At 71.3% G+C, this 25,611-nt stretch carries 25 protein-coding genes and 1 pseudogene; 18 read left to right on the plus strand and 8 right to left on the minus strand.

Going from position 1 to position 25,611, the window contains the following annotated elements:
* The first annotated feature begins 22 nt into the window (after window positions 1-22).
* The 4 genes from MTES_RS08875 to MTES_RS08890 all read left to right on the plus strand — a co-directional run bounded on the left by MTES_RS08875 (window position 23) and on the right by MTES_RS08890 (window position 3,224).
* Entirely contained in the window at window positions 23-1,174 is a 1,152-nt protein-coding gene (locus MTES_RS08875; protein WP_013584910.1) for a mandelate racemase/muconate lactonizing enzyme family protein, read from the plus strand.
* Between the two features lie 19 nt (window positions 1,175-1,193).
* Window positions 1,194-1,949: a FadR/GntR family transcriptional regulator gene (locus MTES_RS08880; protein ID WP_043361254.1), complete on the plus strand. Its 756-nt coding sequence runs from the start codon at window positions 1,194-1,196 to the stop codon at window positions 1,947-1,949.
* Between the two features lie 97 nt (window positions 1,950-2,046).
* Window positions 2,047-2,322 carry a hypothetical protein gene (locus MTES_RS08885; protein ID WP_013584912.1) on the plus strand — a complete coding sequence of 92 codons (276 nt, stop codon included), beginning with the start codon at window positions 2,047-2,049 and terminating at the stop codon, window positions 2,320-2,322.
* Between the two features lie 14 nt (window positions 2,323-2,336).
* Window positions 2,337-3,224, plus strand: coding sequence for an FHA domain-containing protein (locus MTES_RS08890; RefSeq protein WP_043361257.1), 888 nt, complete (start codon window positions 2,337-2,339; stop codon window positions 3,222-3,224).
* 215 nt (window positions 3,225-3,439) lie between these two features.
* Here MTES_RS08890 and purU read toward each other — a convergent pair whose 3' ends face one another.
* Together purU and MTES_RS20025 are read right to left on the minus strand one after the other, a co-directional pair.
* Window positions 3,440-4,321, minus strand: coding sequence for a formyltetrahydrofolate deformylase (gene purU / locus MTES_RS08895; RefSeq protein ID WP_043362505.1), 882 nt, complete (start codon window positions 4,319-4,321; stop codon window positions 3,440-3,442).
* Window positions 4,322-5,209: 888 nt separating this feature from the next.
* Window positions 5,210-5,683: pseudogene (locus tag MTES_RS20025) on the minus strand (alcohol dehydrogenase catalytic domain-containing protein); the annotation flags it as partial.
* Between MTES_RS20025 and MTES_RS08905 the strand changes: the two are divergent.
* Both MTES_RS08905 and MTES_RS08910 read left to right on the plus strand, forming a co-directional pair.
* Complete coding sequence (locus tag MTES_RS08905) at window positions 5,586-6,158, plus strand: TetR family transcriptional regulator (protein ID WP_043362506.1); 573 nt, start codon at window positions 5,586-5,588, stop codon at window positions 6,156-6,158. The pseudogene MTES_RS20025 and the gene MTES_RS08905 overlap by 98 nt on opposite strands.
* 64 nt (window positions 6,159-6,222) lie before the next feature.
* Window positions 6,223-7,551 carry an MFS transporter gene (locus MTES_RS08910; protein ID WP_013584916.1) on the plus strand — a complete coding sequence of 443 codons (1,329 nt, stop codon included), beginning with the start codon at window positions 6,223-6,225 and terminating at the stop codon, window positions 7,549-7,551.
* 4 nt (window positions 7,552-7,555) lie between these two features.
* Here MTES_RS08910 and MTES_RS08915 read toward each other — a convergent pair whose 3' ends face one another.
* Complete coding sequence (locus tag MTES_RS08915; RefSeq protein ID WP_013584917.1) at window positions 7,556-7,960, minus strand: hypothetical protein; 405 nt, start codon at window positions 7,958-7,960, stop codon at window positions 7,556-7,558.
* A 276-nt stretch (window positions 7,961-8,236) separates the two neighbouring features.
* Here MTES_RS08915 and MTES_RS08920 point away from each other — a divergent pair, with 276 nt between their 5' ends.
* Window positions 8,237-8,923 (plus strand): GNAT family N-acetyltransferase, encoded by a 687-nt coding sequence (locus MTES_RS08920; protein WP_013584918.1) that lies wholly within the window; start codon window positions 8,237-8,239, stop codon window positions 8,921-8,923.
* Window positions 8,924-8,926: 3 nt separating this feature from the next.
* Here the strand turns inward: MTES_RS08920 and MTES_RS08925 are convergent, their stop codons facing one another.
* Window positions 8,927-9,136, minus strand: coding sequence for a hypothetical protein (locus tag MTES_RS08925; protein ID WP_013584919.1), 210 nt, complete (start codon window positions 9,134-9,136; stop codon window positions 8,927-8,929).
* A 2-nt stretch (window positions 9,137-9,138) separates the two neighbouring features.
* Entirely contained in the window at window positions 9,139-9,954 is an 816-nt protein-coding gene (locus tag MTES_RS08930) for an SDR family oxidoreductase (protein ID WP_013584920.1), read from the minus strand.
* A gap of 299 nt (window positions 9,955-10,253) precedes the next feature.
* Between MTES_RS08930 and menC the strand changes: the two genes are divergently transcribed.
* The 4 genes from menC to MTES_RS08950 all read left to right on the plus strand — a co-directional run bounded on the left by menC (window position 10,254) and on the right by MTES_RS08950 (window position 15,277).
* Window positions 10,254-11,387 carry an o-succinylbenzoate synthase gene (gene menC, locus MTES_RS08935; protein WP_013584921.1) on the plus strand — a complete coding sequence of 378 codons (1,134 nt, stop codon included), beginning with the start codon at window positions 10,254-10,256 and terminating at the stop codon, window positions 11,385-11,387.
* Window positions 11,388-11,483: 96 nt separating this feature from the next.
* On the plus strand, window positions 11,484-12,872 hold the full coding sequence (locus MTES_RS08940; protein ID WP_013584922.1) for a glycine--tRNA ligase: 1,389 nt from the start codon (window positions 11,484-11,486) through the stop codon (window positions 12,870-12,872).
* Window positions 12,873-12,879: 7 nt separating this feature from the next.
* The gene (locus tag MTES_RS08945) at window positions 12,880-14,232 is read left to right on the plus strand and encodes an ATP-binding protein (RefSeq protein ID WP_013584923.1); all 1,353 of its coding nucleotides are present in this window, start codon (window positions 12,880-12,882) and stop codon (window positions 14,230-14,232) included.
* A 1-nt stretch (window position 14,233) separates the two neighbouring features.
* On the plus strand, window positions 14,234-15,277 hold the full coding sequence (locus tag MTES_RS08950; RefSeq protein ID WP_013584924.1) for a tetratricopeptide repeat protein: 1,044 nt from the start codon (window positions 14,234-14,236) through the stop codon (window positions 15,275-15,277).
* Window positions 15,278-15,293: 16 nt separating this feature from the next.
* Here the strand turns inward: MTES_RS08950 and MTES_RS08955 are convergent, their stop codons facing one another.
* Both MTES_RS08955 and MTES_RS08960 read right to left on the minus strand, forming a co-directional pair.
* Complete coding sequence (locus tag MTES_RS08955) at window positions 15,294-15,647, minus strand: hypothetical protein (protein WP_013584925.1); 354 nt, start codon at window positions 15,645-15,647, stop codon at window positions 15,294-15,296.
* Window positions 15,647-16,714 (minus strand): DUF6177 family protein, encoded by a 1,068-nt coding sequence (locus MTES_RS08960; RefSeq protein ID WP_148272844.1) that lies wholly within the window; start codon window positions 16,712-16,714, stop codon window positions 15,647-15,649. Before MTES_RS08960 ends, MTES_RS08955 begins: the two co-directional genes overlap by 1 nt.
* Window positions 16,715-16,762: 48 nt before the next feature.
* Between MTES_RS08960 and MTES_RS08965 the strand changes: the two genes are divergently transcribed.
* From MTES_RS08965 to MTES_RS08995, 7 genes are all read left to right on the plus strand, one after another.
* A complete protein-coding gene (locus tag MTES_RS08965; RefSeq protein WP_013584927.1) occupies window positions 16,763-17,122 on the plus strand; it encodes a DUF6507 family protein in 360 nt (119 codons plus the stop codon).
* Window positions 17,122-19,236, plus strand: coding sequence for a hypothetical protein (locus tag MTES_RS08970; RefSeq protein WP_013584928.1), 2,115 nt, complete (start codon window positions 17,122-17,124; stop codon window positions 19,234-19,236). Before MTES_RS08965 ends, MTES_RS08970 begins: the two co-directional genes overlap by 1 nt.
* Window positions 19,214-19,606, plus strand: coding sequence for a hypothetical protein (locus MTES_RS18475; RefSeq protein WP_013584929.1), 393 nt, complete (start codon window positions 19,214-19,216; stop codon window positions 19,604-19,606). The genes MTES_RS08970 and MTES_RS18475 overlap by 23 nt, the downstream gene beginning before the upstream one ends.
* A 17-nt stretch (window positions 19,607-19,623) precedes the next feature.
* Window positions 19,624-20,148, plus strand: a complete 525-nt coding sequence (locus MTES_RS08980; RefSeq protein ID WP_013584930.1) for an Imm61 family immunity protein — start codon at window positions 19,624-19,626, stop codon at window positions 20,146-20,148.
* Window positions 20,145-20,720, plus strand: coding sequence for a hypothetical protein (locus MTES_RS08985; RefSeq protein ID WP_013584931.1), 576 nt, complete (start codon window positions 20,145-20,147; stop codon window positions 20,718-20,720). The genes MTES_RS08980 and MTES_RS08985 overlap by 4 nt, the downstream gene beginning before the upstream one ends.
* A gap of 133 nt (window positions 20,721-20,853) precedes the next feature.
* On the plus strand, window positions 20,854-21,864 hold the full coding sequence (locus tag MTES_RS08990; RefSeq protein WP_013584932.1) for a daunorubicin resistance protein DrrA family ABC transporter ATP-binding protein: 1,011 nt from the start codon (window positions 20,854-20,856) through the stop codon (window positions 21,862-21,864).
* On the plus strand, window positions 21,861-22,664 hold the full coding sequence (locus tag MTES_RS08995; RefSeq protein ID WP_013584933.1) for an ABC transporter permease: 804 nt from the start codon (window positions 21,861-21,863) through the stop codon (window positions 22,662-22,664). The genes MTES_RS08990 and MTES_RS08995 overlap by 4 nt, the downstream gene beginning before the upstream one ends.
* Here the strand turns inward: MTES_RS08995 and MTES_RS09000 are convergent.
* Window positions 22,661-25,492 (minus strand): ATP-binding protein, encoded by a 2,832-nt coding sequence (locus tag MTES_RS09000; protein WP_013584934.1) that lies wholly within the window; start codon window positions 25,490-25,492, stop codon window positions 22,661-22,663. The genes MTES_RS08995 and MTES_RS09000 overlap by 4 nt on opposite strands.
* Window positions 25,493-25,611: the final 119 nt, after the last annotated feature.

Here is a 25,611-nt window from a genome sequence, read left to right on the forward strand (position 1 = left end):
CCCGGGTGGAAGAGGTTCACTCATGAAGATCACGGGATACCGCCTGATCAACACCACGCTCGACTGGGGGCGTCCGGTCGGCGACGTCAACGGCTACATCGCCTCGGGCGTCACCGCCCTCCCGCTCGTCATCGTCGAGACCGACGAGGGCATCGAGGGGGTCGGGATGGGGATGCACGACGGCATCCCGCAGCTCTTCGAGGCCGTCGAGGGCGAGGACCCGCGGGCGACGTCGTGGTTGTACGACCGCATGATCGCGCGCATGTTCAAGAACGGGCACGGGGGTGCCGTGTTCGGGGGCATCGGGGCGCTCGACAGCGCCTTCTGGGACATCAAGGCGAAGGCCCTCGGCGAACCGCTGTGGCGTCTGCTCGGAGGACGGGACCGCTTCATCCCGGGATACGCGTCGGGGCTCGACATCGCCCTCGACTCCGCGGGGCTCGCAGAGTTCTACTCCTCGATGCGCGAGCGCGGATTCACCGCCGCGAAGCTGAAGGGGGGACGCAATTATCGGCACGACGCCGAGCGCCTCGCTCTCGTACGGGACGTGCTCGGTGAGGCGACCGACGAACCGCTCGTGATGCTCGACGCGAACGAGTCGTGGAACCTCCCGCAGGCCATCCGCTACATCCAGCACCTCGAGCAGACCGTCGAGATCGCGTGGGTCGAGGAACCGCTGCGGCGGTGGGACGCGTCCGGCCTGCGCCGATTGCGGGATGCCATCTCCCCGGCCGTCGCGACGGGCGAGAACCTCACGGGCCTCGAGCAGTACCGACAGCTCTTCGACGCGGAGGCCGTCGACATCGTCCAGGCGGCCGCCGTCTGGGGGGTCACCCACTCGCTCCGCGTCGCGGTCGCCGCGCACGCGAGGGATCTCCCGGTCAGCCCGATCGGGATGACGTCCAACCCGTCGACGATGGCGGTGGCGACGGCGATCCCCAACCACCTGCTGACCGAGGTCACCACCGCACAGATGCCGACGGGCATCACCGTCGACTACGAGGTGGCCGACGGCGGCCTCGTTCTCGGTGATCTCCCCGGGGGAGGGATCGCGATCGACGAAGCGCTCCACGCGGGCGAGGCGGACTTCGTGTGGGGCGGGGAGAAGGGCCCTCACGTGCGTGACAGTCGGACCGGTCTGGAACTCGGCGTCCGCCGGAGCGTGGAGCGGTAGGCGGAGTAGAGTGCTCTCCATGCTTCCCGCCACCGAGCCGCGCGCCGGGGTGCCGAAGCGCGGGCAGATCGACCGGATCGGGGCGCGGGTCCTCGAGGAGCTCGTCGAGTCGATCGTCACGGGTGCGGTCGCCATCGGGGAGTATCTGCCCCCGGAGCAGGCTCTCTGCGACGAGTTCGGCGTCAGCCGCACGGTCATCCGCGAGTGCATCAAGAGGATCCAGGAGAAGGGTCTCGTCGAGGTCGCCCAGGGCCGCGGTACGCGCGTGCGCCCCTTCAACGACTGGAACGTGCTCGATCCGCTCGTCTTCGACTCCCTCGTGCGCCACGACGAGTCGCTCGGCGTGCTCGACGAGGTGAGCGTGGTGCGCGCCGCGCTCGAGGGCGTCATGGCCGGCGAGGTCGCGGCCACCGGCAGCCACGAGTCGCGGGTGCAGATCCAGGGCCACCTGCACGACATGCGGCGCCTGCAGGACGACAACCCCGCCTTCCTCGAAGCGGACATGCAGTTCCACCTGTCGGTCATGGCGGCATCCAAGAATCAGATCGCGGCGACCATCGCGCGCTCGTTCTTCGTGCGCCCGCGCCAGAGCGCCCGGTGGGACGGCAACAACCCCGTCGACGCGGTGCCCCGCACGCTCGCCGAGCACGAGCGCGTGTTCGAGGCGATCGAGGCGGGCGATTCGGCGGCGGCCCGCGTGGCGATGGAAGAGCACATCCTCGGCTCGTGGCGCCGTCGACGTCTCCCCGACGGGGCGCACCACCTCAGCCCCTGACACCCGCTGCCTCAGCAGGACGCGAAGCGCAATCCCTCCTTCGTGTTCCGTCTCCGGTGCGACCCTGGTGCCCTTCATCGACCGAAGGGATGCCGTCATGTCCGATTCCACCGCCCCCACCGACCCGTTCGCCGACCCCGCGGGGCCGTCCGGGCACTCGATCACCGACTGGACCGACCTCGGTCGGGAGATGTGGTCGTACCTGACCGGCCGCGGCGCCGCCGTGAACTACTCGTTCGTCGACATGACGATCGAGGTGCCGCGCGACATCGGCCCGGACGCTCCGCGCGCCACGTGGAAGCTCAACGGCACCCTCCGCGTCACGACCAGCGACGACACCGCGGCGGGTTCCGACCCGTACCGCGGCAACTGAGAGGCGGCGCCGACATGGTGCGCCTCGACATCGACCTCGCCTTCGCCGAACAGGACGGAGGGGCGGATGCCGGCATCACTCCGTTCGAGGGGACGATCACCGCCGCGGGGTCGGAGGTTCGTGTTGTGATCAACGATCCGTCGCGGTTGCCCGGCAATGGCCGCCGCACCCTCGCGGAGCTGTCGACCGTGGCCGACGCGCTCGCCGCGCGCGGGATCTCCGTGCGGGTCGAGGGGCCGGACGGCCCGATCCTGCACCTCGGCGACGTGCGCAGCAGCGTCCTGCAGCGCGCGGTCACCGGCTCGGCTCACATCCGGCTCGGCTCGGTCGCGGCCGTCGCCCCGCTGCTCGTGCGGCGCGGTAGTGGCCGGGGTCCGTCGGTGCCGGTGCCGCCCGGAACGCGGATGCCGCTCGTGCCCACGGTCAACCGAAGGGTGCGGCGACGGGTCACGACGACGCACTACACGCCGGGCTCCGGTCGGCCGCGCCTCATCTTCGCCGTCGGCTCGGCGACCTGGGACGGCAAGCCGCCGCGCGAGTTCGACCTGCTGCCCGAGCGCACGGTCATCGGATCGGGTGACGAGGCCGACCTGCGCCTGCCGGGCTTGGCGCCCGTGCACGCCGAGATCCGGCACGAGGGCGACGACGAGTACGTCCTCTACGGCTTCGACGAGGTCGGGGGCGGCGGGTCGTCCGTCGAAGGGCGACGCGGTGACGGCCGGATCCTGCGCACGGGCGCGCGGATCGAACTCGGCGACTGGCGCTTGGCGTACTTCCGCGCGGAGTTCGCCGATCACGGCCGCCCGTACGGCGGACGCGTCGGCGGCGAGCTGTCGGACCAGCGCAAGCAGCCCCCGCGCGGCGGCACGGGCCCCCTGAGCCGCGCGACGGATCCCGACTGACGCGCGGCGGCCCGCCCCGCCCCGCCCCGCCGGCCCGGCCGCCCCGCCCGGCCCGCCCCGGCCGCCCCGGCCCGCCCGTCGCCGAGACCGCACTCGTTTGCCGAGGCCGCCTGCCGTTACACGCAAACGCGTGCGGCCTCACCAATCACGTGCGTTCTCGGGGTCGCGGCGGCTGGCGGGGCCGCGAGACGCCGCGCCGGCGGTCGCCGGGCGCGTCAGAAGACGATCGTGTGGTTGCCGTGGCGGATGACGCGGTCTTCCGCGTGCCACAGCACCGCGCGTGACAGCACCTGACGTTCCACGTCGGCGCCGCGGCGGGCGAGCTCGGCCGCGGAGTCGGCGTGCGTCACGCGCACGGTGTCCTGCTCGATGATCGGGCCCTCGTCGAGGTCGCTCGTGACGTAGTGCGAGGTGGCGCCGATGAGCTTGACCCCGCGCTCCTTCGCCTTCTTGTAGGGCTCGGCGCCGATAAAGGCAGGCAGGAACGAGTGGTGGATGTTGATCACCGGCACCCCGATCTTCTCGAGGAAGTCGGGCGAGAGGATCTGCATGTACCGGGCGAGCACGACGAAGTCGACGTTTCCGACCAGCAGTTCGAGGATGCGCGCTTCGGATGCCGACTTGTCGGGGCCGGGCGTGGAGGGGACGTGGAAGAACGGGACGCCGAACGACCGCACGTCCTCGGCCGCGGTGGTGTGGTTCGACACGACCATCGGGATGCTCACGGGGAGGTCGCCGCGTCGGTGTCGCCACAGCAGGTCGAGGAGGCAGTGGTCCTGCTTCGAGGCGAGGATCGCCATGCGCTTGGGCGTGGAGAGGTCGGTGAGCGTCCACTCCAGCTCGAAGCCGTCGCCGAGCGTCTTGGCCAGGTCGGCCTCGATCTCGGGGAAAGCGGCGGCGAGGTCGGGACGGAAGAACACGACCCGCTGGAAGTACGCGCCCCCGCGAGGGTCGTCGGAGTACTGGTCGAAGGCGACGATGTTGCCGCCCTGTCGAGCGATGAGCGCCGACACCGCGGCGATGATGCCGGGGGTGTCGCTGCCGTGGACGATGAGGCACGCGTGATCGGGCTGCAGGTGGGGGCTCGCGGAGACCATCGGACCATTCTGCCGTGCCCGCGTGAGGTCGCCGACCACACCTCGTTCCGGTTCGGCTGCGATCAGAGTCGGACCACGATCTTGCGCGCCGAGACCCCCGCCCGCTGCCGGTCGAGGGCGTTCTGGATCGCCTCGAGTCCGGTGCCGACGACCATCGGCTCGGGCAGGGGGGCGCAGGCGCCCGTCGGCCAGGAGGCGGGGCACCACCTCTCCCCACAGCCGCGGCCCGAGAGCGTCGTCGCGCAGGCTGCTTCCCCACACGAAGGCGGCACGGATGCCACGGCGCCGGGCTCGCAGCATCGACCGCGCCGTCGCGAGCCCGATGCGCGAGAAGGTCGGGATCATGGCGGGGAACAGGCGCCGGCGGCCGACCAGGCCGGCGAGCGAGTACGGGGTGCTGGCCAGCGCGAGGCGCGTGCCGCCCGTGCGCGCGAGGATGTCGATGCACGCGTCCGCCGACCCCGCACCGAGCGCGACGGCGCCGATGACGGGGCGTGAGCCGATGGCGGCGACGAGGTCATCGACGGCCGTCGGGGAGCCGTGGTCCGCGACGGCGTCGGCTCCGAGCGATCGCACGAGGTCGGCGTTGCGCGGCGAGGCGGTGCTGACGACCTCGTAGCCGGCGGCGCGCGCGAGCTGGACGGCGTTCATCCCGACGCTGGTCGACCCGCCCCAGACCACCACCACGCCGGCGTCGCCGTCCGCGGTGTCGACGGAGGGAAGGGGGAGCCCCAGGTGGGCGGGTTGGAACAGGGCACAGGCCGCGGTCGACAGGCCGAGGGGGAAGACCGCCGCCTCTTCGTCGGTCAGCGATGCGGGGGTCGCCGCCGTCAGTCGCTCGCTCAACACGGTGGCATCCTGGAACGCGCCCTCGCGGAGCGGGTCGCGCCCGCGGTCGGTGCCGGTCGCGAGGCCGAAGACCCGCTGGCCGACGCGGAAGCGCGTGACGTTCGCGCCGATCGCGAGCACGTCGCCCGCGACGTCGGAGCCGAGGACCGCGGGGGTGCGGAGCCACCGATACGTGACCCGGCTGGTGCCCTGGATCACCCAGTCGACGGGATTGACCGCGACGGCCCGCACCCGGACGAGGACTTCGTCGGGGGCGGGTGTCGGGGTGGGCAGCGTCGTCGCGGTCAGGCGGGCGCGGGGTGCGGGCATGATCGCCGCAGCGTGGGAGGACATCGGAGCCTTTCCGCAGTGATGACACGAGGTGTCTTCACTATAGACCTGATGACACTCGATGACATCACCTATGCTCGGACGCATGGCGAGATGGGCTCCGGACACGAGAGAGCGGCTCCGCGTCGCCGCGTTGGAGCTCTTCGAGGAGCGCGGCTTCGGCGCGACGACCGTGCCCGACATCGTCGAGCGGGCCGGCGTGACGCGGAGGACGTTCTTCCGCCATTTCAGCGACAAGCGCGAAGTCTTCTTCGGCGACGACGAGATTCCGGCCCGGGCGAGGGACATGCTCGCCGCCGCCCCGGTCGCCGCCTCGCCCTTCTCAGTCGCCTGGACGGGTCTGCGCGTGCTCGCCGTGGAGCGGTTCGAGCCGCGGCGCGAGCAGATGGCGGCCTCCCGTCGGATCATCGAGGCCGAGCCCGCTCTCCGAGAACGCGACCTGCAGAAGCAGGCCGACCTGCGCGAGGCGATCCGCGCGGGATGCACCGCACGGGGCAGCGATCCCCTCACGTCACGGGTCGTGGCGGGTCTCACCGTCGAGCTGTTGCAGACCGCCCTCGAGCGCTGGTTGGCGGATGAGGACCGGATGCCGTTGACCCGCCATCTCGACGAGGTCCGCCAGCGCATGTCCGACGTGCTCGGCGACCTTGCGTCCTGACCGCGCGCCTCCTCCTCCCGGGCAGCGGCGGACCGATGTCGGTGGGCGCGGATAGCCTGGAACCGTGACCGAAACCCTGCGCCTGGACCGCCCCGGGTGGCGCACGTGGTTGCTGTGGGGGATCGGTCTCCTCGCGTACGTCGTGTCGATCGTGAACCGCACCTCGCTCTCGGCCGTGGGCGTCGACGCGGCCACCCGCTTCCACGCCGACGCCTCGGCGCTGTCGATGTTCGCCGTGATCCAGCTCTTCGTCTACGGCGCGATGCAGATTCCCGTCGGCCTCCTCCTCGATCGGTTCGGCGCGCGCCCGATCATCGCGACCGGCATGCTGCTGATGGCGGCGGGCCAGCTCGTGATGGCGTTCGCCGATGCGGTGGGGATCGGCATCCTGGCCCGTGTGCTCATCGGCGCGGGCGACGCGGCGATCTTCCCGAGCGTGCTGCGCGTGATCGCGACGTGGTTCCCCGCTCAGAGAGCGCCTCTGCTCGTGCAGCTCACCGGGATCATCGGGCAGTTCGGGCAGATCATCGCGGTCGTACCGCTCGCCGCCCTTCTGCACGCGACGAGCTGGAGCGTCGCGTTCGGCAGCGTCGCCGGTCTCGGCGTGCTCTTCGGTGTGCTGACGTACCTGATCATCCGCAACCGTCCTCCCGAACGACGCTCCGACCCGGTCGACACGTCCGTCGACACGCAGACGGGCGCGATCCGGGTCGTGAAGTCCTCCGCCGACCTGCGGCAGGGCTTCCGCGAGTCGTGGGCGCACCCGGGAACGCGGCTGGGCTTCTGGTCGCACTTCGCCACGCCGTTCGCGGGCACCGCGTTCATGCTGCTGTGGGGTTTCCCGTTCCTCACCGCGGGTGAAGGACTGGCTCCGGCCACCGCGTCGCTCATCATGACCACGCTCGTCTTCTTCGGCATCCTGTGCGGTCCAGTGATCGGCGCGCTGTCGAGTCGGCATCCGACGCGGCGCTCGCGCTGGCTCGTGCTGCCGACGGTGGTGTTCCAGGCCGCGGTGTGGATCGTCGTCATCGTCTGGCCGGGGCCTGCGCCGGTGTGGCTGCTGATCGTGCTGATGTTCGCGCTGTCGACCGGCGGACCCGCGTCGATGATCGCGTTCGACCACGCCCGCACGTTCACGCCGAGCCACCGACTCAGCACCGCGACGGGCATCGTGAACGGCGGCGGGTTCCTCGCGGCGCTCCTGGCGATCCTGTTCATCGGCATCGCGATGGACGTGCAGGGAGCCGGCACCCCCGACACCTACTCCCTGGATGCCTTCCGCTGGGCGTTCCTCATGCAAGTGCCGCTGTGGCTCGTCGGGGGCATCGCGATCGCGGTCGAGCGCGGGCGCACGATCCGCCACGTCGGCGGGATCGACAAGCTGCCCCGCTGACGGCTCACGCCTGACCGGTCAGGCGGCTCCACAGCTCGCCGAGGATCGGGACGACGTCGGAGGCGCGCTCCGCGGATCCGGATGCCACGGCCACGAGCGGGAACACCGTCACCGCCAGCGCGACGACGACGGCGAGCACGACCCACACGATCGCGAAGCCCGTGCGACGGCGGGTGAGCGCGAGAAGGAGGAGCCCCGCGACGACGACGGCGCCGACCAGCGTGACGAGGGTCACGCTCAGCGCGGGGAAGGGGATGAGCCCCGCAGTCGACGCGGTGGTCCCGGCGAGGAAGCCGACGAGCGGAAGGAAGAGCCCCAGCGCGATGAGGACCACGAGTCCTGCGCCGATCCCCGTCGCGATGAAGACGCCCCGCGGGCGACGGGCGGTGGTGATGCGTCCGGCTCTCATCGTGTCGTCTCCTCGTCTGCCCGCGCGGCGCGGGCGTCACGGGTGAGACGAGTCGACGGGGGCCTTCGTCATGCGTCGAGGCTGATCCGGTTCCCCAGGCCCCGGTGCGGCATCCCCTGTCCCACTTATGGCCGGTCGCGTCGCCGCGAACTGGCGAAAAGTGGGACACGAAGCGTCAGAAGTGGGACGAGGGTGTCTGGCGCCGGCGCGGGCGCGGGCACAGTCGCGGGCGCGGGCGCGGGCGCAGGCGCCGTCGCCGGATGCCAGACTCGGGGCATGAGCGAGATCGACATCCGTCCGCTGGGAACGATCGAGGGGATCCACGAGGCCTCTCGTCTCTTCGACGCCGTCTGGGTCGGGGATCGCGCGACGATGCCGGCGAACATCCTGCGGGCGCTCGAGCACTCCGGCAACTACGTCGTCGGGCTCTTCGACGAGGATCGCATGATCGGAGCCTCGGCGGCCTTCTTCGGCCCGCCCGCCGACAGGTCGATGCACTCGCACATCACCGGCGTGCTGCCCGGCTATCAGGGCCGCGGCCTCGGTCGACAGCTGAAGAACCACCAGCGGGAGTGGGCGCTTGAGCGGGGCGTCGGACGCATCACGTGGACCTTCGACCCGCTGATCGCGCGCAACGCGCACTTCAACCTCGCCGCCCTCGGCACGCGCGTGACCGACTACCTCGTCAACCAGTACGGCGAGATGCCCGACGACGTGAACCGCGGCGACGAGTCCGACCGGCTCATGGTCGCGTGGGCGCTCGCCGAGCCGCCCGCGGCCACGCGCGGGGACGCCGAGATCCTGGCCGTCGTGCCCGTGCCCGACGACATCGAGGCTCTCCGCCGCACCGACCCGGCGGCGGCTGCCGAGTGGCGCGTCCGCGTGCGAGACGAGCTGCGGGGGCAGTTGGCATCCGGGCGCCGGATCGGCGGCTTCGACCGCCGGGGCTACCTGATCGTCTGAGGCTCAGGAGCCAGAGACGGGTTCGTCCTTCTCGGCAGCCGCGTCGCCCTGACCCGGACCCGGGCGCACCGCGGCGTCATCGCGCACGTCGATGCGTGTGACGCCGTCGTGCTCGGTCACGTCGAAGCGGGGGGCCGCGTCTTCCTCGGTGGCCTTCGGGGCGCTCGTCAGCTGGTCGTGACGGTTCTCTTCGAAGCTCTTGTCGTCGCTCACGCTCACTCCTTCTCGCCGGCCGAACGCCACGCGTCCGAGTCCATGTGCGAGCCCGCCTGCGGGCCCATCTGCAGCATTCCGCCGTCGACGACCCAGCTGGCACCCGTGACGTACGAGCCCGAGGGGGAGGCGAGGAAGCGGATCACGTCGGCGATCTCCTCGGGCTTGCCCGGGCGGCCGAGCGGGATGCCGGGGCGGTGGGTGCGCTCGGCATCCTCCGACGACATGTCGTTGATCGGGGTGGCGATCTCGCCCGGCGCGACGGCATTCGCGGTGATGCCGTACTGCCCGAGTTCGAGGGCCATCGTCTTGATGAGGCCGCCGACGCCGTGCTTCGCGGCGACGTACGGCGCGGAGCCGACGCGCGGCTGGTGCTCGTGCACGCTCGACACGACGATGAGTCGGCCGCCGACCCCCGCCTTCACCATGCGGCGGGCGGCGGTGTGCAGAGCGAGGAAAGCCCCGTCGAGATTCAGGGAGATGTCGGTGCGCCAGGTGTCGAAGTCGAGGTCGAGGAACGAGCCGCCGATGCCGCCGCCGGCGTTGTTCACGAACACGTCGAGGCCGCCGAGCTCGTCGGCCATGGCGTTCACGGCATCCGGAACCGCGTCGAAGTCGGTCGCGTCGAACTGCGCGACGATCGCGCGCGATCCGCGGGCGCGCACCGCGGCGGCGGTCTCTTCCGCGCCGTCCTTGTCGGAGTGGTAGGTGACCGCGACGTCCATACCGGCGTCGGCGAGGGCGAGTGCGGTGGCCGCGCCGATCCCCGAGTCGGAGCCGGTGACGATCGCGTGGCGGGGGGTGAAGTCGTCGCTCATGCGCCCGACCGTACGCGCGCGACCCGGCCCGGTCGTCGGCCTTGCCAGGGTGGGGTCCGGGCGTTACGGTCGCGCCGTCCCGTGGGGCCGTCGCCGGTCCCTCCGCCGGCCCTCGCCGGTCCTCGGCTTGCGGCGGGACCGCGAGCGAAACTCCTGAGAAACCGGCGGTGGAAGGTCGCTCGGTCCCAGGGAAGCGGCCTGAGCACCGATCTTTCAGGAGTTTCGCTCGCCGAAGGTGCGCCCCCGGCTCGCCGCGAGCGCGCCCCCGGCTCGCGCGGCCGTCCGGTTAGCCTGCCGTCATGCCCGTGACCCGCGCCGCCTCGCCCGTGACCCTGGATGCCGTGGAGCTCCGCGTCCTGCACCTGCCCCTCGTGTCGCCGTTCACGACGTCGTTCGGCACCGAGGCCGTGCGCGAGGTGATCGTCGTCGCGGCGGAGACGGCGGACGGTCGCGGCTGGGGAGAGGTCGTGACGATGGCCGCGCCCCTGTACTCCAGCGAGTACACCGCGAGCGCGTGGGACGTGCTCCTTCGCTACCTCGCCCCGGCCCTCCTCGAACGCCGCACCTTCGCGCCGGAGGAGGTCCCCGGCATCCTGGCGCCCTTCGTCGGGCACCGCATGGCCAAGGCGGGCCTCGAGCTCGCCGTGATCGACGCCGCGCTCCGCGCCGAGGGGCGGAGCTTCGGCGCGTACCTCGGCGCCGAGAAGACCCGGGTGCCGTCGGGTGTCTCGGTCGGCATCCAGAGCGATCCCGCCGCGCTGGTCGACGTCGTCGGCGGGTACCTCGACGAGGGCTACGTCCGCATCAAGATCAAGATCAAGCCGGGGCGCGACCTCGCCGACACCGCCGCCGTCCGCGGGACCTTCGCCGACATCCCGTTGCAGGTCGACGCGAACTCGGCGTACACGCTTCAGGATGCCGACACCCTCGCCGAGCTGGACCGCTTCGACCTGCTGCTCATCGAGCAGCCCCTGCAGGAAGACGACCTCGTCGACCACGCGCGCCTCGCGAGGACGATCCGCACGCCCCTCTGCCTCGACGAGTCGATCGTCTCGGCGAAGGCCGCGGCCGACGCGCTGGCGCTCGGCTCCGCGGCGATCGTCAACATCAAGGCGGGACGCGTGGGCGGCTACCTCGAGGCCGTCGCGGTGCACGATCTGTGCCGGGAGGCCGGGATCCCCGTGTGGTGCGGCGGCATGCTCGAGACGGGGATCGGGCGCGCGGCCAACGCCGCTCTCGCCGCGCTCCCCGGCTTCACTCTTCCCGGCGACATCTCGGCATCCGCCCGTTTCTACGCGAACGACATCGTCACCGAGCCCGCGGTGCTCGAGGACGGGCACATGCGCGTCCCCACCGGTTCCGGCCTCGGCGTCGAGATCGACGCGGCCGCGCTGGACGCCGCCACGGTACGGCGCGAGCGCCTCACGCGCTGAGCGGGGGAGAGGCCCGGCGGCGACGGGCCGCTTCGGTAAACTGGAGGTCCGCGTCATCCGCGGCATCCCACAGCTTTCCCGACCATTGGAGCCACCGTGGCCGAACAGTCCCGCCTCGACAAGGTCATCGCCCTCGCCCGCCACCGCGGGTTCGTGTTCCAGGCCGGTGAGATCTACGGCGGTTCGCGCTCCGCGTGGGACTACGGCCCCCTCGGCACCGAGCTGAAGGAGAACATCCGTCGGCAGTGGTGGCAGACCTTCGTCCGCGGGCGCGGTGACATGGTCGGCCTCGACTCCAGCGTCATCCTCCCCAAGCGCGTGTGGGAGGCGTCGGGGCACGTCGCGACCTTCACCGACCCGCTCGTCGAGTGCCTGCACTGCCACAAGCGCTTCCGCGCCGACAACCTCATCGAGGACTTCGAGGCGCGCAAGGGACGCAAGGCCGAGAACGGCCTCGCCGACGTCCCGTGCCCGAACTGCGGCACGAAGGGCCAGTACACCGAGCCCAAGTCGTTCTCGGGTCTGGTCAAGACCTACCTCGGCGTCGTCGACGACGAGTCGGGGCTGTACTTCCTGCGTCCCGAGACCGCGCAGGGTATCTTCGTGAACTTCTCGAACGTGCTGACGGCATCCCGTCGCAAGCCCCCGTTCGGTGTCGGCCAGGTCGGCAAGGCCTTCCGCAACGAGATCACGCCCGGAAACTTCATCTTCCGTACGCGCGAGTTCGAGCAGATGGAGATCGAGTACTTCACGCCCCCGGCCGAAGCGAACGAGTGGTTCGAGCACTGGGTCGAGGCCTGCTGGAACTGGTTCATCGACCTCGGGATCGACCCCGAGAACATGAAGCGTTTCGACGTCCCCGAGGACGACCGCGCGCACTACTCCGCCGGCACGATCGACGTCGAGTACCGCTTCGGCTTCCCGGGCAAGGAGTGGGGCGAGCTCATGGGTGTCGCCAACCGCACCGACTACGACCTCAAGAGCCACTCCGAGGCATCGGGTCAGTCGCTCACGTTCTTCGACCAGGCTTCGGGCGAGAAGTACACGCCCTACGTGATCGAGCCCTCGTTCGGTCTCACCCGCGCGATGATGGCGTTCCTCGTCGACTCGTACCGCGAAGAAGAGGTGCCCAACGCCAAGGGCGGCACCGACACCCGCACGGTGCTGAAGCTCGACCCGCGCCTCGCGCCCGTCAAGGTCGCCGTGCTGCCGCTCTCGCGCAACGAGCGCCTGTCGCCGCTGGCTCGCGAGACCGCCGACACCCTGCGCGCGGCCGGGTGGAACATCGACTTCGACGACGCCGGCGCCATCGGCCGCCGCTACCGTCGCCAGGACGAGATCGGCACCCCGTTCTGCGTCACGGTCGACTTCGACTCGCTCGACGACAACGCCGTGACCGTGCGTGACCGCGACACGATGGGCCAGGAGCGCATCGGCCTCGATGCGCTCCACGGCTACCTCGCCGAACGGCTGCGCGGAGCCTGATCCGGTCATGACGGGCTCCGAGGACTTCGTCAACATCATCCGGGCGGCCGTCGCGGCCGACCCCGGGAACCTCGGTCTGCGCGTCGACCTCGTCGAGCTGCTGCTGCAGGATCACCTCGACGAAGCCGCCGTCGAGATCGAGCGCGTCGCCGAACGGGGAGCGAACGCGGCCACGGTGAGCGTGCTGCGCGCGCGGCTGGCGGCGGCGCGTCTGCGCGCGGGACAGGCTCCGGATGCCACGCCCGACGCGAGCGCGACGGGTGCGGCTCCGGTCGGCCCGGCCTCGGTGCCTCCGCCTCCCGCGCCCTGGGCCACGTCGCCCGCCGCGACCCCGCCTGCCGCCGCGACACCGCCCGGCACGACGCCGCCCACCGCGCCCCCGCCCGCCGCGGCGACCGGGCCGGCCCCCGCCGCGCCCGACACCGCGCCGGACGACCCGCCCCTCGTCGGGATCTCCGCGGAGCAGGTCGAGAAGCCGGTGTGGGACGTCGAGCGTCCGGCCGTGACCCTCGCCGATGTCGCCGGGCTCGACGAGGTCAAGCAGCATCTCAACGGGGCGTTCCTCCTCCCGATGCGCAATCCCGAGATGGCGCGGATGTTCGGCAAGGCCGCGCGCGGCAGCCTGCTCATGTACGGCCCACCCGGATGCGGCAAGACCTTCATCGCGCGGGCGATCGCCGGCGAGCTCGAGGCGAACTTCGTGCACGCGACCCTCGCCGACCTCGTGCGCCCGCACTTCGGCGAGACCGAGCAGGCGATCCACTCCCTCTTCGAGGCGGCGCGCGCGGCGCGGCCGTGCGTGATCTTCATCGACGAGTTCGACGCGATCGGCGGCCGGCGGACGTCCGGCGGGTCGTCGTCCCAGTACCTGCGGATGTTCGCGAGTCAACTGCTCGAAGAGCTGGACGGGGTGGATGCCGACAACGACGGCATCTACATCCTCGCCGCCACGAACCGTCCGTGGGACGTCGATCCGGCCCTCCGTCGCCCCGGACGCCTCGACCGCACCGTGCTGGTGCTTCCGCCCGACGAGCCCGCGCGCGTCGCGATCATCGAGAACACCCTGCGCGACAAGCCCGTGGCTGCGGTCGACGCGCGCGAGGTGGCGAGACGGACCGCCGAGTTCTCCGGCGCCGACATCGCCTACGTCGTGCACCAGGCGATCGAGGCCGCGTTCACCGAGTCCGTGGCATCCGGGATCCCCCGCATGATCGGCACCGCCGATCTGGAGAGGGCGGCGGCCAGGGTCGTGCCTTCCACGCGCGAGTGGTTCGAGCAGATCAAGCCGGTGCTCGAGTACGGGATCGACGACGGCACGTTCGGCCAGCTGCGGGCGTACCTCAAGCGTCACCGCATCTGACATGGCTCCCGACCCGATCGCCGAGGCGCGGCGGTACCTCCTGCTCGATGAGCCGGAGAGAGCGCGAGGGGTGCTTGAGCGGGTGCTCGCGGAGCAGCCCGATCACGCGGCGGCTCTGACGCTGATCGCTTACGCGCGCCTCGAGACCGGAGAGCTCGACGCCGCTGAGCGCGATGCGCGTCTCGCGTTCGCGCACGCCGAATGGCGACCGGATGCCGCCGCCTTGCTCGCTCGGATCACGATGACCCGCGACCCGGTCGAAGCGACGGGCTGGGCGAGCGAGGCCGTGCGGCTCGATCCCGGCCGAAGCAGATTCCGGATCGTTCTCGCGAGGATCCTGCGCGAGCGTCGGCTCTACGAACCCGCCCGGATCGAGGCGGAAGCGGCCCTCGCGAACGCCGCGTCGGACGATGAGCGGATCGACGCGCTGATTACGGCGTCGTCGATCGCCGTCGTCCACGCTCCGCGACGCGCGGAGGCTCTGCGCCTCGCCGAGGAAGCGGTCCGGATCAGCCCGACGGATCTGCGGGTGGGACAGATGCTCGCCGCGGCGCAGGTCATGAACGGGCAGCGTGCCGCGGCGATCCGGACGGCGCGGCGGGTGCTGAGGGAGAACCCGCTTGCGCTCGCCCCGCCGTATCTCGCCCAGGTGGCCACGGCGCTGCTGGTGCGCCAACTGATCGGGCTCGTCACGATCGTGACGGCGATGGTGCCCTTCTTCACGTTCGCGATGTTCGCGCAAGCCCTCGGCGCGCCGGTCGGCTCCCGCGTGGGAGCGGTGCTGGGACTGATCTGCACGGTCGTGATCGGTGTGGGGACCCTGGGCCCTCTGCGCGATCGAGCGGTCGCGCGCGCGATCTGGCTGTTCGCCCGTCAGCGCGCGATCGAGGTCGTGTCGGTCGTCACCGTCGCGGTGATCGCGGTGGGCTACCTCGTCGTCGCGGCGACGGGGTTCTTCCCGCTCATCGCCGTGCTGCCGTTCCTCTCCGTCGCGGTCTGGACCGTGCACGAGGCGAAGCTCACGCAGCTGCGTCCGCCCGCGTAGCGAGGAGCTCAGGCGCTCAGCCCCTCCCGCCGGGAGCCAGGTCGCGGGCCGTTCCGTCCGACACGGCCGTCAGCGCCGCGACGACACGGGCGGCGCGCTCCTCGGCCTCCCACGGCGCGACGAGGTCGACCCACCAGCGCGGTTCCGCCTCGGGCGGGGCATCCTCGCCGAGGAGCCGGCGCACCTCGACCGGCCGCGCGGGAACCGGGTGCACGATCGTCAGCACGGTGGCATCCCCGTCCAGGAGCACGATCTGCATGCCGCCCGCGTCCATGCGGTAGGCGAGCGACGGCTCGGCCGCGGCGACGGCGTGGGCGACCTCGCGCAGGCCGATCAGGCGCGGGGTGAGGAGGACGTATTCGTGCGGCATCAGCGGTTCCGCCATTCGTCGATGTCGAGGCGGAACCCCGTCAGCTCTGCGACGCGCTCGACGCCGAGGGTCTCGGTGACCTCGACGACTCGGTTCCACGCGATCTCGGCGGGCTCTTCGGAGCGCCGGAGCGGGATCACGAGAGCGGGCGTGCGCGGGCGACCGGCCACGCGCGCGCCGAAGCGCTCCGCCCAGACCGCCGGGTCGAGCATGAGGTCGCGCACCGCCGGGGCTCCGATCAACAGCGCGAGGGGCCGGGGCATCGGGGCGACGAACGCCGAGGTCGTGAGATCCGCACGGCCCGGCCGCGTGAAGAGGGCTGCCATCAGGGGCCACGGGGTGACGGCGAGCTCGTCGAGCAGCTCGACCGCGGCGTCGGCGCGCGCGTCCGTCGCCGGGTCGTCGAGGGCTCCGAGCGAGACGAGGGCCTCCGTCACCTCCTCGACGCCGCGCGCCGTGCGGCGGGCGGTGAGGGTTGCGACCATCGGGCGAGTGGCATCCCCGGTCGCGATGAGGCGGGTGTCGCTCGGCATCCGGGCCCTCGCGAAAGCGGTGAGGGCGTCGCGGTCCCACGCGAACTCGGCCGGCTCATTGGGCCCCCACGCCATCGGCGCGGCCTCGGCCGGTCGCGCCAGAACCTCGAGGGCGGCACCCAGCCGCGTCGACGCATCGGCGCGGTGGCGCACCGACACCGACGCGACCAGCTGCAGCGTCGTGGGCTGCTCGAGGGAGAGGGCGTCGGGGTGGGGGGCAGCGGGAGTGCTGTCGAATGCCGCCGCCAGGTCGGCGAGGGGACGCCACGTGAGCCCGTCGCGAAGGCCCCCGGCGGTGCGCACGACCCAGGGCACGCGGGTGGCCGCGAGCGCGGCGCGCATCGGTTCGGTCAGGCGGGTCCCGTCTCCGGTGAGGAAGACGAGCGGATGCCGAGCCCTGCCGGCCTGCATGAGCAAGTCGGTGCGGGTCGCCGTCAGTGCCAGCAGTGGGGCACGGCTCTCGGACACGGCGATGCCCTCGACGATGCCGTCGATCAGTGGATGGCTGAGCATGCTCTTTGCGTCTCTCGACATATCGACCACGTTTTCTATCATGGTCGAGGTCGAAAGCGGAGGTGGACGATGACCGGATGGCGTGTATCCCCCGACGGGGTGCAGCAGGTTCTCACCGGGGTCGACACGGCGGCGACGTCCCTCGTGACGGCGCTCACGGGTCTCTCCGATCAATTGTCGGCGGCTGTCGCCGGCACGCAGTCCGCCGAAGTCGCCGAAGCGATGCAAGCCTTCGTCGAAGCGCAGACGGCCGACCTCACCCTCATCCAGCAGCGCATCCCGAGCGCCCGGCAGGCAGTCATCGACGCGACCAACGCCGTCACGGCGGGGGACATCGAGATGGCGGCGACGACGCAGGCGCTCGCCGCGTCGGCCTGGGCTCCGGATGCCGACGCCTTCGCGCACCACGGCGGATCGGTGCCGTACTGATGTCGCACGGTCTCATCGATCCTTCGAAGCTCCCGGGACACAACCTCGACCTCGCGGGGGTGAGCCAGGCGGCGGCCGACATCTCGTCCCGCGGCGGCTCGATCCAGCAAGCCGGGACGGATGTGGCCTCGTCGTGGTCGACCCTGCCCGCGTCGTACGAATCGACGGGTGCGGAGTCGGTCTACGTCGCGATGAACCCCGTGCGTGACGCCTCCGATCGCGTCGGCGGCGACCTGACCGCGGTCGCGAGCGCGCTCACCGACTGGGTGACGACGGTGCAGCCGATCCTCACCCGCGTGGCCGACCTGCGCACCGACGCCGAGGCGTTCGTGGTCGAGGCGAACAACTTCTCGTCACGCCTGGCGTGGACGAACAACCTCGCCGTCACCTTCCTGCCCGTGCCGGTGGACAACTGGTGGGAAGACCCCGACATGGTCCAGCGCAATGCCGACCTCGTCGACCAGGGCTACCTCCTCGGCGAGCAACTGCGCGTCGCGAATGAGGACCTCGCGAACGCGATCCGTCGCTCCGCCGGGCTGTCGACGAATGCCGTTCCCCCGGCCGCGACCAGCGCGCCGGACAACCTCCAGACCGACTGGGGCAGCGCGTCGCCGCGTGAAGAATCGTGCGCCGAGAAGACGATCGGCTTCCCGATGCATCTCACCGGGGGAGTGCTCAACGGCGCCTGGGACATGGTCGGCGGTCTCGGCATGCTGCTCGGCGGGTACGACTTCAAGAGCTGGCCCCCGCCGGCCTGGGGCATGGTCGGCGACATGCTGTCCGGCGACTTCCAGGGCGCAGTGGACCGCGGCGGCGACTGGCTCTCCGGCTGGGGGCAGTCGTGGATGGGGCTCGGGCATCTGGTGACCGGCGTCTCGATGGGCTTCATGGCGCCCGTGATGACGGAGGTCGTGGCTCCCGGGCAGATCTCGGACCTGAAGTCGAAGGGGGCTGACACCGGTTTCCTCGAGTGGCAGCAGCAGTGGATGCGCGACTCGTACCGGTCGTACATCGACCTGTTCGGCAGCTTCGTGGGCTACCACGCGCCGGAGGAATGGTGGAAGGCCACGCCCGATCAGTGGGGCGAAGGATGGTCGGACTGGGGCAAGGACCCCGGCGGCACCGCGGGCACCTCGCTCTTCAACATCGCGACGCTCGTTCTCCCCACCAAGGGCGGGGGCGCGCTCCTCGACGGGGTGAAGGGCGGACGCGGGGCGGAGGGCCTCGGTGACGACGTCGGCCGGGGCGGGGCGGTCGAACGTCCATCTGGTGCCACACCGGAGTCGAACGGTCTGCACCTGCGGTCGGACGGACTGGTCGATGACGGAGCGCGCTTCGGCGGTGCCCAGGACAACCTGGCGAACACGCTCGAACGCAGTTCTCTCGACGATGGCGGGACGTTGCTCGACGACATCCGCGGCGGCGACCACCTCGTCCGCCCGGATGCTGATGTTCCGCGCGTGCACGCGGGCGACCCCGATGTCCAGCAGTTCCACCTCGGCGATCCGGACGCGCCGGCGGTGCATCACGGCGGCGGGGAGGGTCACGGAGCGCCCGATCACGGAGGGCCGGGCGTTGACGGACCTGGATCCCCCGCGAGTCCTGGCAGACCGCCGGTGGGTGGCACGGTGGAGAACATCGGCGGCCACGACATCTGGCTGCCGGACGGCTTCAAACATGAGGGTGGTGACATCGTCCGATACGAAAACGGCGTCCCCGGCTCTCGCATTCCGGCCGATGACTATGTCGGACTCCGCGAGCGCTCGGTCCACAACGGGGGTTCTGACACGCTCATGCTCGGGCGGTTCTTGAAGGACGATCCCGCCTCTTACATCGACGTCGCCAAGCGTGAGGGTGCGACATACTTCGACATGGGGCCGGAGTGGGGCCAGGCGGAGGCGAAGTACGGACTGAGCCCGCGCGACGACATGTTCGATTTCTTCAACCGGCCCGTACTCGACGAGGCGATCCGGTCAGGGAAGACCATCCGGTTCTCGCACGACCCATTCGCGAAAGTCTCCGAGGGGAAGTTCCTTGAGATGGAAGCGCGATACCTGGAAGCCCACGGATTCACGATCATGGAGGATGCAAATGGCTGGATCGCTGTCGGATAAACCTGCTGTCGATCTGGCGAGAGAATTCGTCTCCGCGTTCCGTGGTTTCTTCGGTGACCGGGTCGGCCGCTTCTCCGTCAAAGACATCGTGGACGGCGACGGGCACACAGAGTTCTCGGTTCTGTTCGACATCTACGCGTTCTTCCCCTTGAGGTTCAACTTCGACCGGGGTGCGTTCGGATTCTCGATCGACTATGGCGAGCGCGGGATCTCGGTCGAGCCGGTCACGGGGTGGCCGGAGTTCACTGATCTTTCCCTCGTCGCCACGGAACTGGATCGCGAGATCCGGATGCGGATTCCCGAAAGGTTCCTTGAGGATCGCGGGTGGACTGAGCCGCTTCGTGATGGTGGGACTGATTCACGCGCGTGAATGACAGAGCAGAGCCGGTGGCATCCGAGATCGTGCTCGATCCGGACCTGATCGCCTTCGCAGCTCAGGCGGGGTTCCGCCTTCACGACGACATCACATCCCTCACTCTTGCCGACGCGGGGGGCGAGATCAGATACACGATCGCGGCGGTGCCGGATGGATACCTCCTCACCCGGGCGGAACGGGCGGAGGAGCCGGAAGAGCTCATGTGGGCGGCGACGCTGGGCTACGTCGAGATCATGCTCGTCGAGCTCATGTCGCCGGCTATCGAGCATCGCCGGTTGCCGCGGATCAAGCTGCCGTACGGCTGGGACGAGGCTGCGGACGGTTTCGCGCCGTTTCGCGCTGACGGGCGATGGGCGGGGCTGCGTCGCGACGGGGTTGAGCTCCCCGTGCGCCTCGTCGACGGGGGCATCTTGCACCCGGTGATCCAGTACTCCCACCTCCTCGCGGGTTCGCTCCGCGAACTGATCAATTCGTTCTCCTCCCCCGATGGGACACCCCTGCTGCGGGACCACGTCCGAGAGTCGTCTGACCGATGAATGTCGACGCGGTCGCGAACGCGGTGTGGGGGTACATGAGCTCGGCATTACTGGCGAGCTACAACGGCGGCGTGAGTATCGCGAAGTTCCTCCACGAACGGAGCGAGGAGGAGGCGCGGCGGTCATGGACGGGACGCATCGCGCGCGAACTCAGTGGCCTCCCACCGGACGTGCGCGAGTCGATGTCCTTCGATCCGGACACCGGGACGGTGAGGCTCTCAGAGGGGGTGACCGCGGAATTCGAACTCGGCGATGTGACCGTCTCGATCTTCGGCGGTGACGTCTGGAAAGCGGCTCTCCGCCCCGGCGTGAGTGCAGCGATCATCGCGGGGCTCGGCTGGAGCCGCTGGGGTGAACGGTGGGCGGAGGAACTCCGTCGTCTCGGCCCGGAACGCGGACCGATCGTTGACACGCGGGACGGCACCGCTCTGCCGTGGGTCGCTCAGCGCCCCGACAAACCCGGGCCGTGGACCCGAGCTCGTTCGGAGGCGGATGCCGCCCTGATCGGCGATGCGGAGTCGCTGGGGACGCCGCGGCTGCTCGCGGCGTATGAGGCGTGGGATCGTCGCTGACGGTCCGATGCCCCGGAACACGCGATCGAGGTCGCTGGCGTCGGTCGGCAGGTCGGGGCCGCTGACAGCGCCCTGACAGCGCCCCCGCCGCCGTGACAGAAGCGCGACAGCGCAGCCGGCGCATCCTGTCGTCATGACCACTTCATCCACCCGCTCTCCCGCGGTCCGAGCCGAAGGGCTCGTCAAGACATTCGGCTCCAACCGGGCCGTCGACGGCGTCGATCTCGTCGTCGAAGCCGGCACGGTCTACGGCGTGCTCGGCCCCAACGGCGCCGGCAAGACCACCACCATCAGCATGCTCACGACGCTCCTGCGTCCCGACGGCGGTCGGGCCGAGATCTTCGGCCACGACGTCGCCCGCGAGCCCCACGTCGTGCGCCAGCTCATCGGTCTGACCGGGCAGTTCGCTTCGGTCGACGAGAAGCTCTCCGCCACCGAGAACCTCATGATCTTCGGACGCCTGCTCGGCCTCTCCCGCGGCGATGCGCGCCGCAAGGCGAGCGAACTGCTCGAGGAGTTCGGACTCACCGAGGCGGCATCCCGCCCGCTCGCGAAGTTCTCCGGCGGCATGCGCCGCCGCCTCGACCTCGCGGCATCCCTCATCGCCCAGCCGCCGCTCATCTTCCTCGACGAGCCGACCACGGGGCTGGATCCCCGCACCCGCGGACAGATGTGGGACACGATCCGCCGGCTCGTGGCATCCGGATCCACCGTCGTGCTCACCACGCAGTACCTCGACGAGGCCGACCAGCTCGCCGACCGCATCGCCGTGATCGACCGCGGCCGCGTCGTCGCCGAGGGTACGGCTCTCGAGCTCAAGGCGTCGGTCGGGCAGGCGTCTCTCGTGCTCCGGCTGCAGCCCGGCTCCGACCTCGAGACCGCACGGACCACGGTCGGACGGGTCCTGGATGCCACGGCCATCGTCTCTCCGGAGGCGGCGCGCCTCACGGTGCCGATGTCCGACCCCGACCAGGTCACCGATCTGCTCGTGGCCTTCCGCGAGGCGGGCCTGCACCTGAGCGAGTTCAGCGTGCAGCAGCCCACCCTCGACGAGGTCTTCCTCACCCTCACCGGCTCGGGTGTCCCGAGCGACGACAGCCCGGCGCGCGAGAGCGCCGACGCCCTGGAAGGAGCCCGCTCATGAGCGCCCTCACCCTCGAACGCGACCTGCCGCGCACCGCGAGCCTCGCGCAGACCGTGCAGAACACCCTCACCATGGCGGGCCGCGGGCTCCTGAAGATCCGGCGCACGCCCGAGCAGCTGATCGACGTCACCGTGCAGCCGATCCTGTTCACCCTGATGTTCACGTACATCTTCGGCGGCGCGATCGCCGGGGACGTGCAGAGCTACCTGCCGATCATCATCCCGGGCATCCTCGTGCAGACCGTCATCACGACGTCGGTCGTCACCGGCACGCAGCTGCGCGAAGACATGGACAAGGGCGTGTTCGACCGCTTCCGCTCGCTGCCGATCGCGCGCATCGCGCCGCTGTCGGGGGCGCTGCTGGCCGACACCGTGCGGTACGCGATCGCGACGACCCTGACCTTCACGATGGGCTACATCATGGGCTTCCGGCCCGAGGGTGGCCTGTGGGCCGTGGTCGCCGCGGGCCTGCTCGTCATCGCGTGCTCGTGGGCGATCAGCTGGATCTTCGCCTTCTTCGGCGTCATCGCGCGCAGCGCGTCCAGCGTGCAGGGCATCTCGATGATCATCCTGTTCCCCCTGACGTTCCTCTCGAACGCCTTCGTCCCGGCGAACACCATGCCCTCGTGGCTGCAGTGGTTCGTCGATGCGAACCCCGTGTCGCACCTCGTCACCGCAGTGCGCGACCTCGTCAACTCCGGCACCCTCGGCGCCGACGCGGTCATCTCGCTCGTCGGTGCGGCGGTGATCGTGGCGGTCTTCGCCCCGCTCACGGTGCGCGCCTACATGCGCAAGGCCTAGTCGAGCAGGGCCGCGAGGGCCTCGGCATCCACGTCCGTGAGGGGCGTCCGGATGCCGGGGCCCTCCGTCGTGGAATCCTCGGGCAGCGCGGCCAGGCGCTCCCGGATCCACACGTGGAAGGGATCGCGGACGTCGGCCGCCCCCCGCACGGCGGCCGCGCGGGCGAGGGCCTCCTCGGCGTGGAGGCGGCGTCCGGTTGCGGCGTTCCACCCGGCGATCGCCAGGAGGACCGTGGCGACGATGGGGAAGTCCCTCGACTGCGCGGCCCGCGTGAGCGCGGTGCGGAGTGCCTCGCGGGCCTCTTCGTGGCGGTCGAGGAGGAGCAGCGCCTGGGCGCGCTGCGCGTCTCGCCACGCCACGAACTGGTCGGGGAAGCCCGGCTCGAGCGTGATGCGCTCGACCGCAGCCAGGGCCGCTTCCCCGTTGCCGGCGGCCACCTCGACGTGGGCGGCGGTCATGGCGGCTTGAGCGAGAGCGCGCACCGAGCCGTCCGCCTCGGCCAGGCGTGCGATCTCGTCGGCGCGGGCGCGCGCTTCGTCGTCGCGACCGAGTCGGAGCAGGATGCCGACGGCCTGCGCGCGCTGCTGAAGGTAGTCGGAGACGGAGCTCAGTCCGCGGATCGCGTCGCTCGAGTGATCTGTGACGTCGAGCGCCTCGTCGAGACGGCCCTCGAGGACGAGCCACTCCGCGCGCAGCTGGCTCGCGAAGCCGGTGCCCCAGGGGTCGCCGATCTCGGTGAACATCGCCAGTGCCCGTTCGCTCTCGCTACCGAGGGTGGCCGTGTCCCCGGTGTTCTGGGCCGCTCCCGCGTGCAGGGTGTGCAGGATCGCCTGCGACCAGGGCGGAGCGGCCTCGAACTCCGCGTCGGTGACATCGACGTGCCAGGTGCGGGCGGCATCCCCGTCTCCCGCGGCGAGGACCGAGCCCGCGAGACGCAAGAGCGGCGGAACGAGCGCGGTCACTTCCGAGGGGTGCCGCCGGGCCGCTTCCTCGAGCGCCGTCCGGCGGGCGAGGTAGACGTCGGGGGACAGGGCGCTCGCGCCCCCGGGCTCGGGGAAAGCGGCCGCGAACAGGGCGACCGCCTCGACCACGACCGTCGGCTCGTCGTCGAGCGGAGCGGCGGGGTCGGTGACGTCGGCCACCGCGCGGCGCAGGTCGTCGCTGCGCTCGCGGATCGCCCACGGCCAGAGCAGGCCGCGCAGCAGCCGTGCGCCGCCGCGTCGGTCGTCGGCGCGGGCCAGCGCGCGCAGGGCGGCCGTGAGGTTCTCGTCGTTCGCGTCGAACCAGGCGAGGGCTGCGCGGAGCCCGGGGCCTCGGACATCCCGTTCCCACCGCGCCGCGAGATCCGTGAGCACGTCGGCGGCCGCCCGGCGGTAGCGCTCCTCGTCGCCGTCGGCGCGCAACCGGTCGAGTCCGTACTCCCGCACGGTCTCGAGCATGCGGAAGCGCCCCTCGCGCCGGGTGAGGAGCGATCGATCGACCAGGGCGTCGAAGGCGTCGGCATCCACGTCGAAGGCCCCGGCCACCTGGGGGGCGTCGGGGGCGCCGATGCCGTCGGGGAACACCGCCGCGACGCGGAGCGCGATCCGTTCGTCGTCGGTCAGGGTGTCCCAGCTCCAGTCGATGAGCGCCCGCAGGGTGCGGTGGCGCTCGGAGCTCAGCCGCGGCCCCCGGGAGAGCAGTGCGAAGCGGTCGTCGAGGCCCGTGTCGATCTCGGCGAGCGTGAGGGTGCGCGAGCGCGCGGCGGCGAGCTCGATCGCCAGCGGGAGGCCGTCGAGGCGGCGCACGATCCGCGCGGCGACGTCGTGCTCGTCCACGGACGGCTCGCTGCCCCGCGCCGATCGCACGCGCCGGGCGAACAGGGCGTCGGCGTCCGCGGGCGGGAGGGGACCGAGGTCGACGAAGGCTTCGCCCGGGATGCCGAGGGGCTCGCGGCTCGTCGCCAGGACGCGCACGCCCCCGCTCATGCCGAGGAGGGTCAGCGCGGCGTCGGCGGCCTCGCGCGAGACGTGCTCGCAGTTGTCGAGGACGAGCACGACCTCGCGCCCCGCGACGGCTTCGGCGACGCGCTCGGCCGAGGTCGAGGGAGGTCCGCTCGTCTCACGCACGCGCACGCCACGGCCGACGGCGCCGGCGATCGCGGTCCACACCTCGCCGCTGGCGGCGGGCGCGAGCTCGACGACGATCGCGTCGGCGAGCGCGCGCGCTGTCTCGACGGCGAGGGTGGTCTTTCCGGCTCCTCCCGGGCCGAGGATCGTCACGAGACGGTCGGTGGTGAGGCGCGAACGGATGGCGTCCAGCTCGTCGCCGCGGCCGATCAGGCTCGTGACAGGGGCGGGGAGCGCGGGCGGAGCCTCGGGTGCGGGGGCCGCCGCGGCGAGTCGCTCGGCGTGGGCGCGATCCTCGAGGAGGTCGCGGACGAGCCAGTCGAAGCCCTCGCCCGGCGTCCAGACATCACCGGTCCACAGCGCCAGTGCCTCCCGGGCCCGGTCCGCGTCGCCGGCCGAGCGTGCTTCGGCCACGAGGTCCTGGAAGTGCGTGACGTCGACGTCGCGGCGGTCCACATCGAGCCGGTAGCCGCCGGGCGTCGACGACACCCACCCCGCGGGGAGCGCGCGGCGCAGACGCGACACGAGCGACTGCAGGGCGGCGCGCGGGTCGTCGGGGGCGTCGAGGGGCCAGAGGTCCTCGGCCAGGGCGCGCGTGCTGACGGTGGTGCCGGCATCCACCGCGAGGCGGAGCAGCAACGACTGCTGGCCGCGCCCGGGCACGACGGCATCCCCGTCATCCGTGGCGACGCTCAACCCGCCGAAGAACCGCACCCGCACGGATTCACTCTAGGTCGCCGCTCGCTGTCGCTTGACGCGCCCGCGTGGTCCGCAGATTCGGAAACTGTCGCCGGATACGGGAGAAACACGGAATGCGGTCCGAATGCGGTGTCGTCGTC

The organism is Microbacterium testaceum StLB037 (assembly GCF_000202635.1).
GTDB classification, from domain to species: domain Bacteria; phylum Actinomycetota; class Actinomycetes; order Actinomycetales; family Microbacteriaceae; genus Microbacterium; species Microbacterium testaceum_F.

Excerpts from the sequence above, each read along its gene's own strand:
- MTES_RS08875 (WP_013584910.1), top strand. The coding sequence starts at position 23 with ATGAAGATCACGGGATACCGCCTGATCAACACCACGCTCGACTGGGGG.
- MTES_RS08880 (WP_043361254.1), top strand. The coding sequence starts at position 1,194 with ATGCTTCCCGCCACCGAGCCGCGCGCCGGGGTGCCGAAGCGCGGGCAG.
- MTES_RS08885 (WP_013584912.1), top strand. The coding sequence starts at position 2,047 with ATGTCCGATTCCACCGCCCCCACCGACCCGTTCGCCGACCCCGCGGGG.
- MTES_RS08890 (WP_043361257.1), top strand. The coding sequence starts at position 2,337 with ATGGTGCGCCTCGACATCGACCTCGCCTTCGCCGAACAGGACGGAGGG.
- purU (WP_043362505.1), bottom strand. The coding sequence starts at position 4,321 with ATGGTCTCCGCGAGCCCCCACCTGCAGCCCGATCACGCGTGCCTCATC.
- MTES_RS08905 (WP_043362506.1), top strand. The coding sequence starts at position 5,586 with ATGGCGAGATGGGCTCCGGACACGAGAGAGCGGCTCCGCGTCGCCGCG.
- MTES_RS08915 (WP_013584917.1), bottom strand. The coding sequence starts at position 7,960 with ATGAGAGCCGGACGCATCACCACCGCCCGTCGCCCGCGGGGCGTCTTC.
- MTES_RS08920 (WP_013584918.1), top strand. The coding sequence starts at position 8,237 with ATGAGCGAGATCGACATCCGTCCGCTGGGAACGATCGAGGGGATCCAC.
- MTES_RS08930 (WP_013584920.1), bottom strand. The coding sequence starts at position 9,954 with ATGAGCGACGACTTCACCCCCCGCCACGCGATCGTCACCGGCTCCGAC.
- menC (WP_013584921.1), top strand. The coding sequence starts at position 10,254 with ATGCCCGTGACCCGCGCCGCCTCGCCCGTGACCCTGGATGCCGTGGAG.
- MTES_RS08945 (WP_013584923.1), top strand. The coding sequence starts at position 12,880 with ATGACGGGCTCCGAGGACTTCGTCAACATCATCCGGGCGGCCGTCGCG.
- MTES_RS08950 (WP_013584924.1), top strand. The coding sequence starts at position 14,234 with ATGGCTCCCGACCCGATCGCCGAGGCGCGGCGGTACCTCCTGCTCGAT.
- MTES_RS08955 (WP_013584925.1), bottom strand. The coding sequence starts at position 15,647 with ATGCCGCACGAATACGTCCTCCTCACCCCGCGCCTGATCGGCCTGCGC.
- MTES_RS08960 (WP_148272844.1), bottom strand. The coding sequence starts at position 16,714 with ATGTCGAGAGACGCAAAGAGCATGCTCAGCCATCCACTGATCGACGGC.
- MTES_RS08965 (WP_013584927.1), top strand. The coding sequence starts at position 16,763 with ATGACCGGATGGCGTGTATCCCCCGACGGGGTGCAGCAGGTTCTCACC.
- MTES_RS08970 (WP_013584928.1), top strand. The coding sequence starts at position 17,122 with ATGTCGCACGGTCTCATCGATCCTTCGAAGCTCCCGGGACACAACCTC.
- MTES_RS18475 (WP_013584929.1), top strand. The coding sequence starts at position 19,214 with ATGGCTGGATCGCTGTCGGATAAACCTGCTGTCGATCTGGCGAGAGAA.
- MTES_RS08985 (WP_013584931.1), top strand. The coding sequence starts at position 20,145 with ATGAATGTCGACGCGGTCGCGAACGCGGTGTGGGGGTACATGAGCTCG.
- MTES_RS08990 (WP_013584932.1), top strand. The coding sequence starts at position 20,854 with ATGACCACTTCATCCACCCGCTCTCCCGCGGTCCGAGCCGAAGGGCTC.
- MTES_RS08995 (WP_013584933.1), top strand. The coding sequence starts at position 21,861 with ATGAGCGCCCTCACCCTCGAACGCGACCTGCCGCGCACCGCGAGCCTC.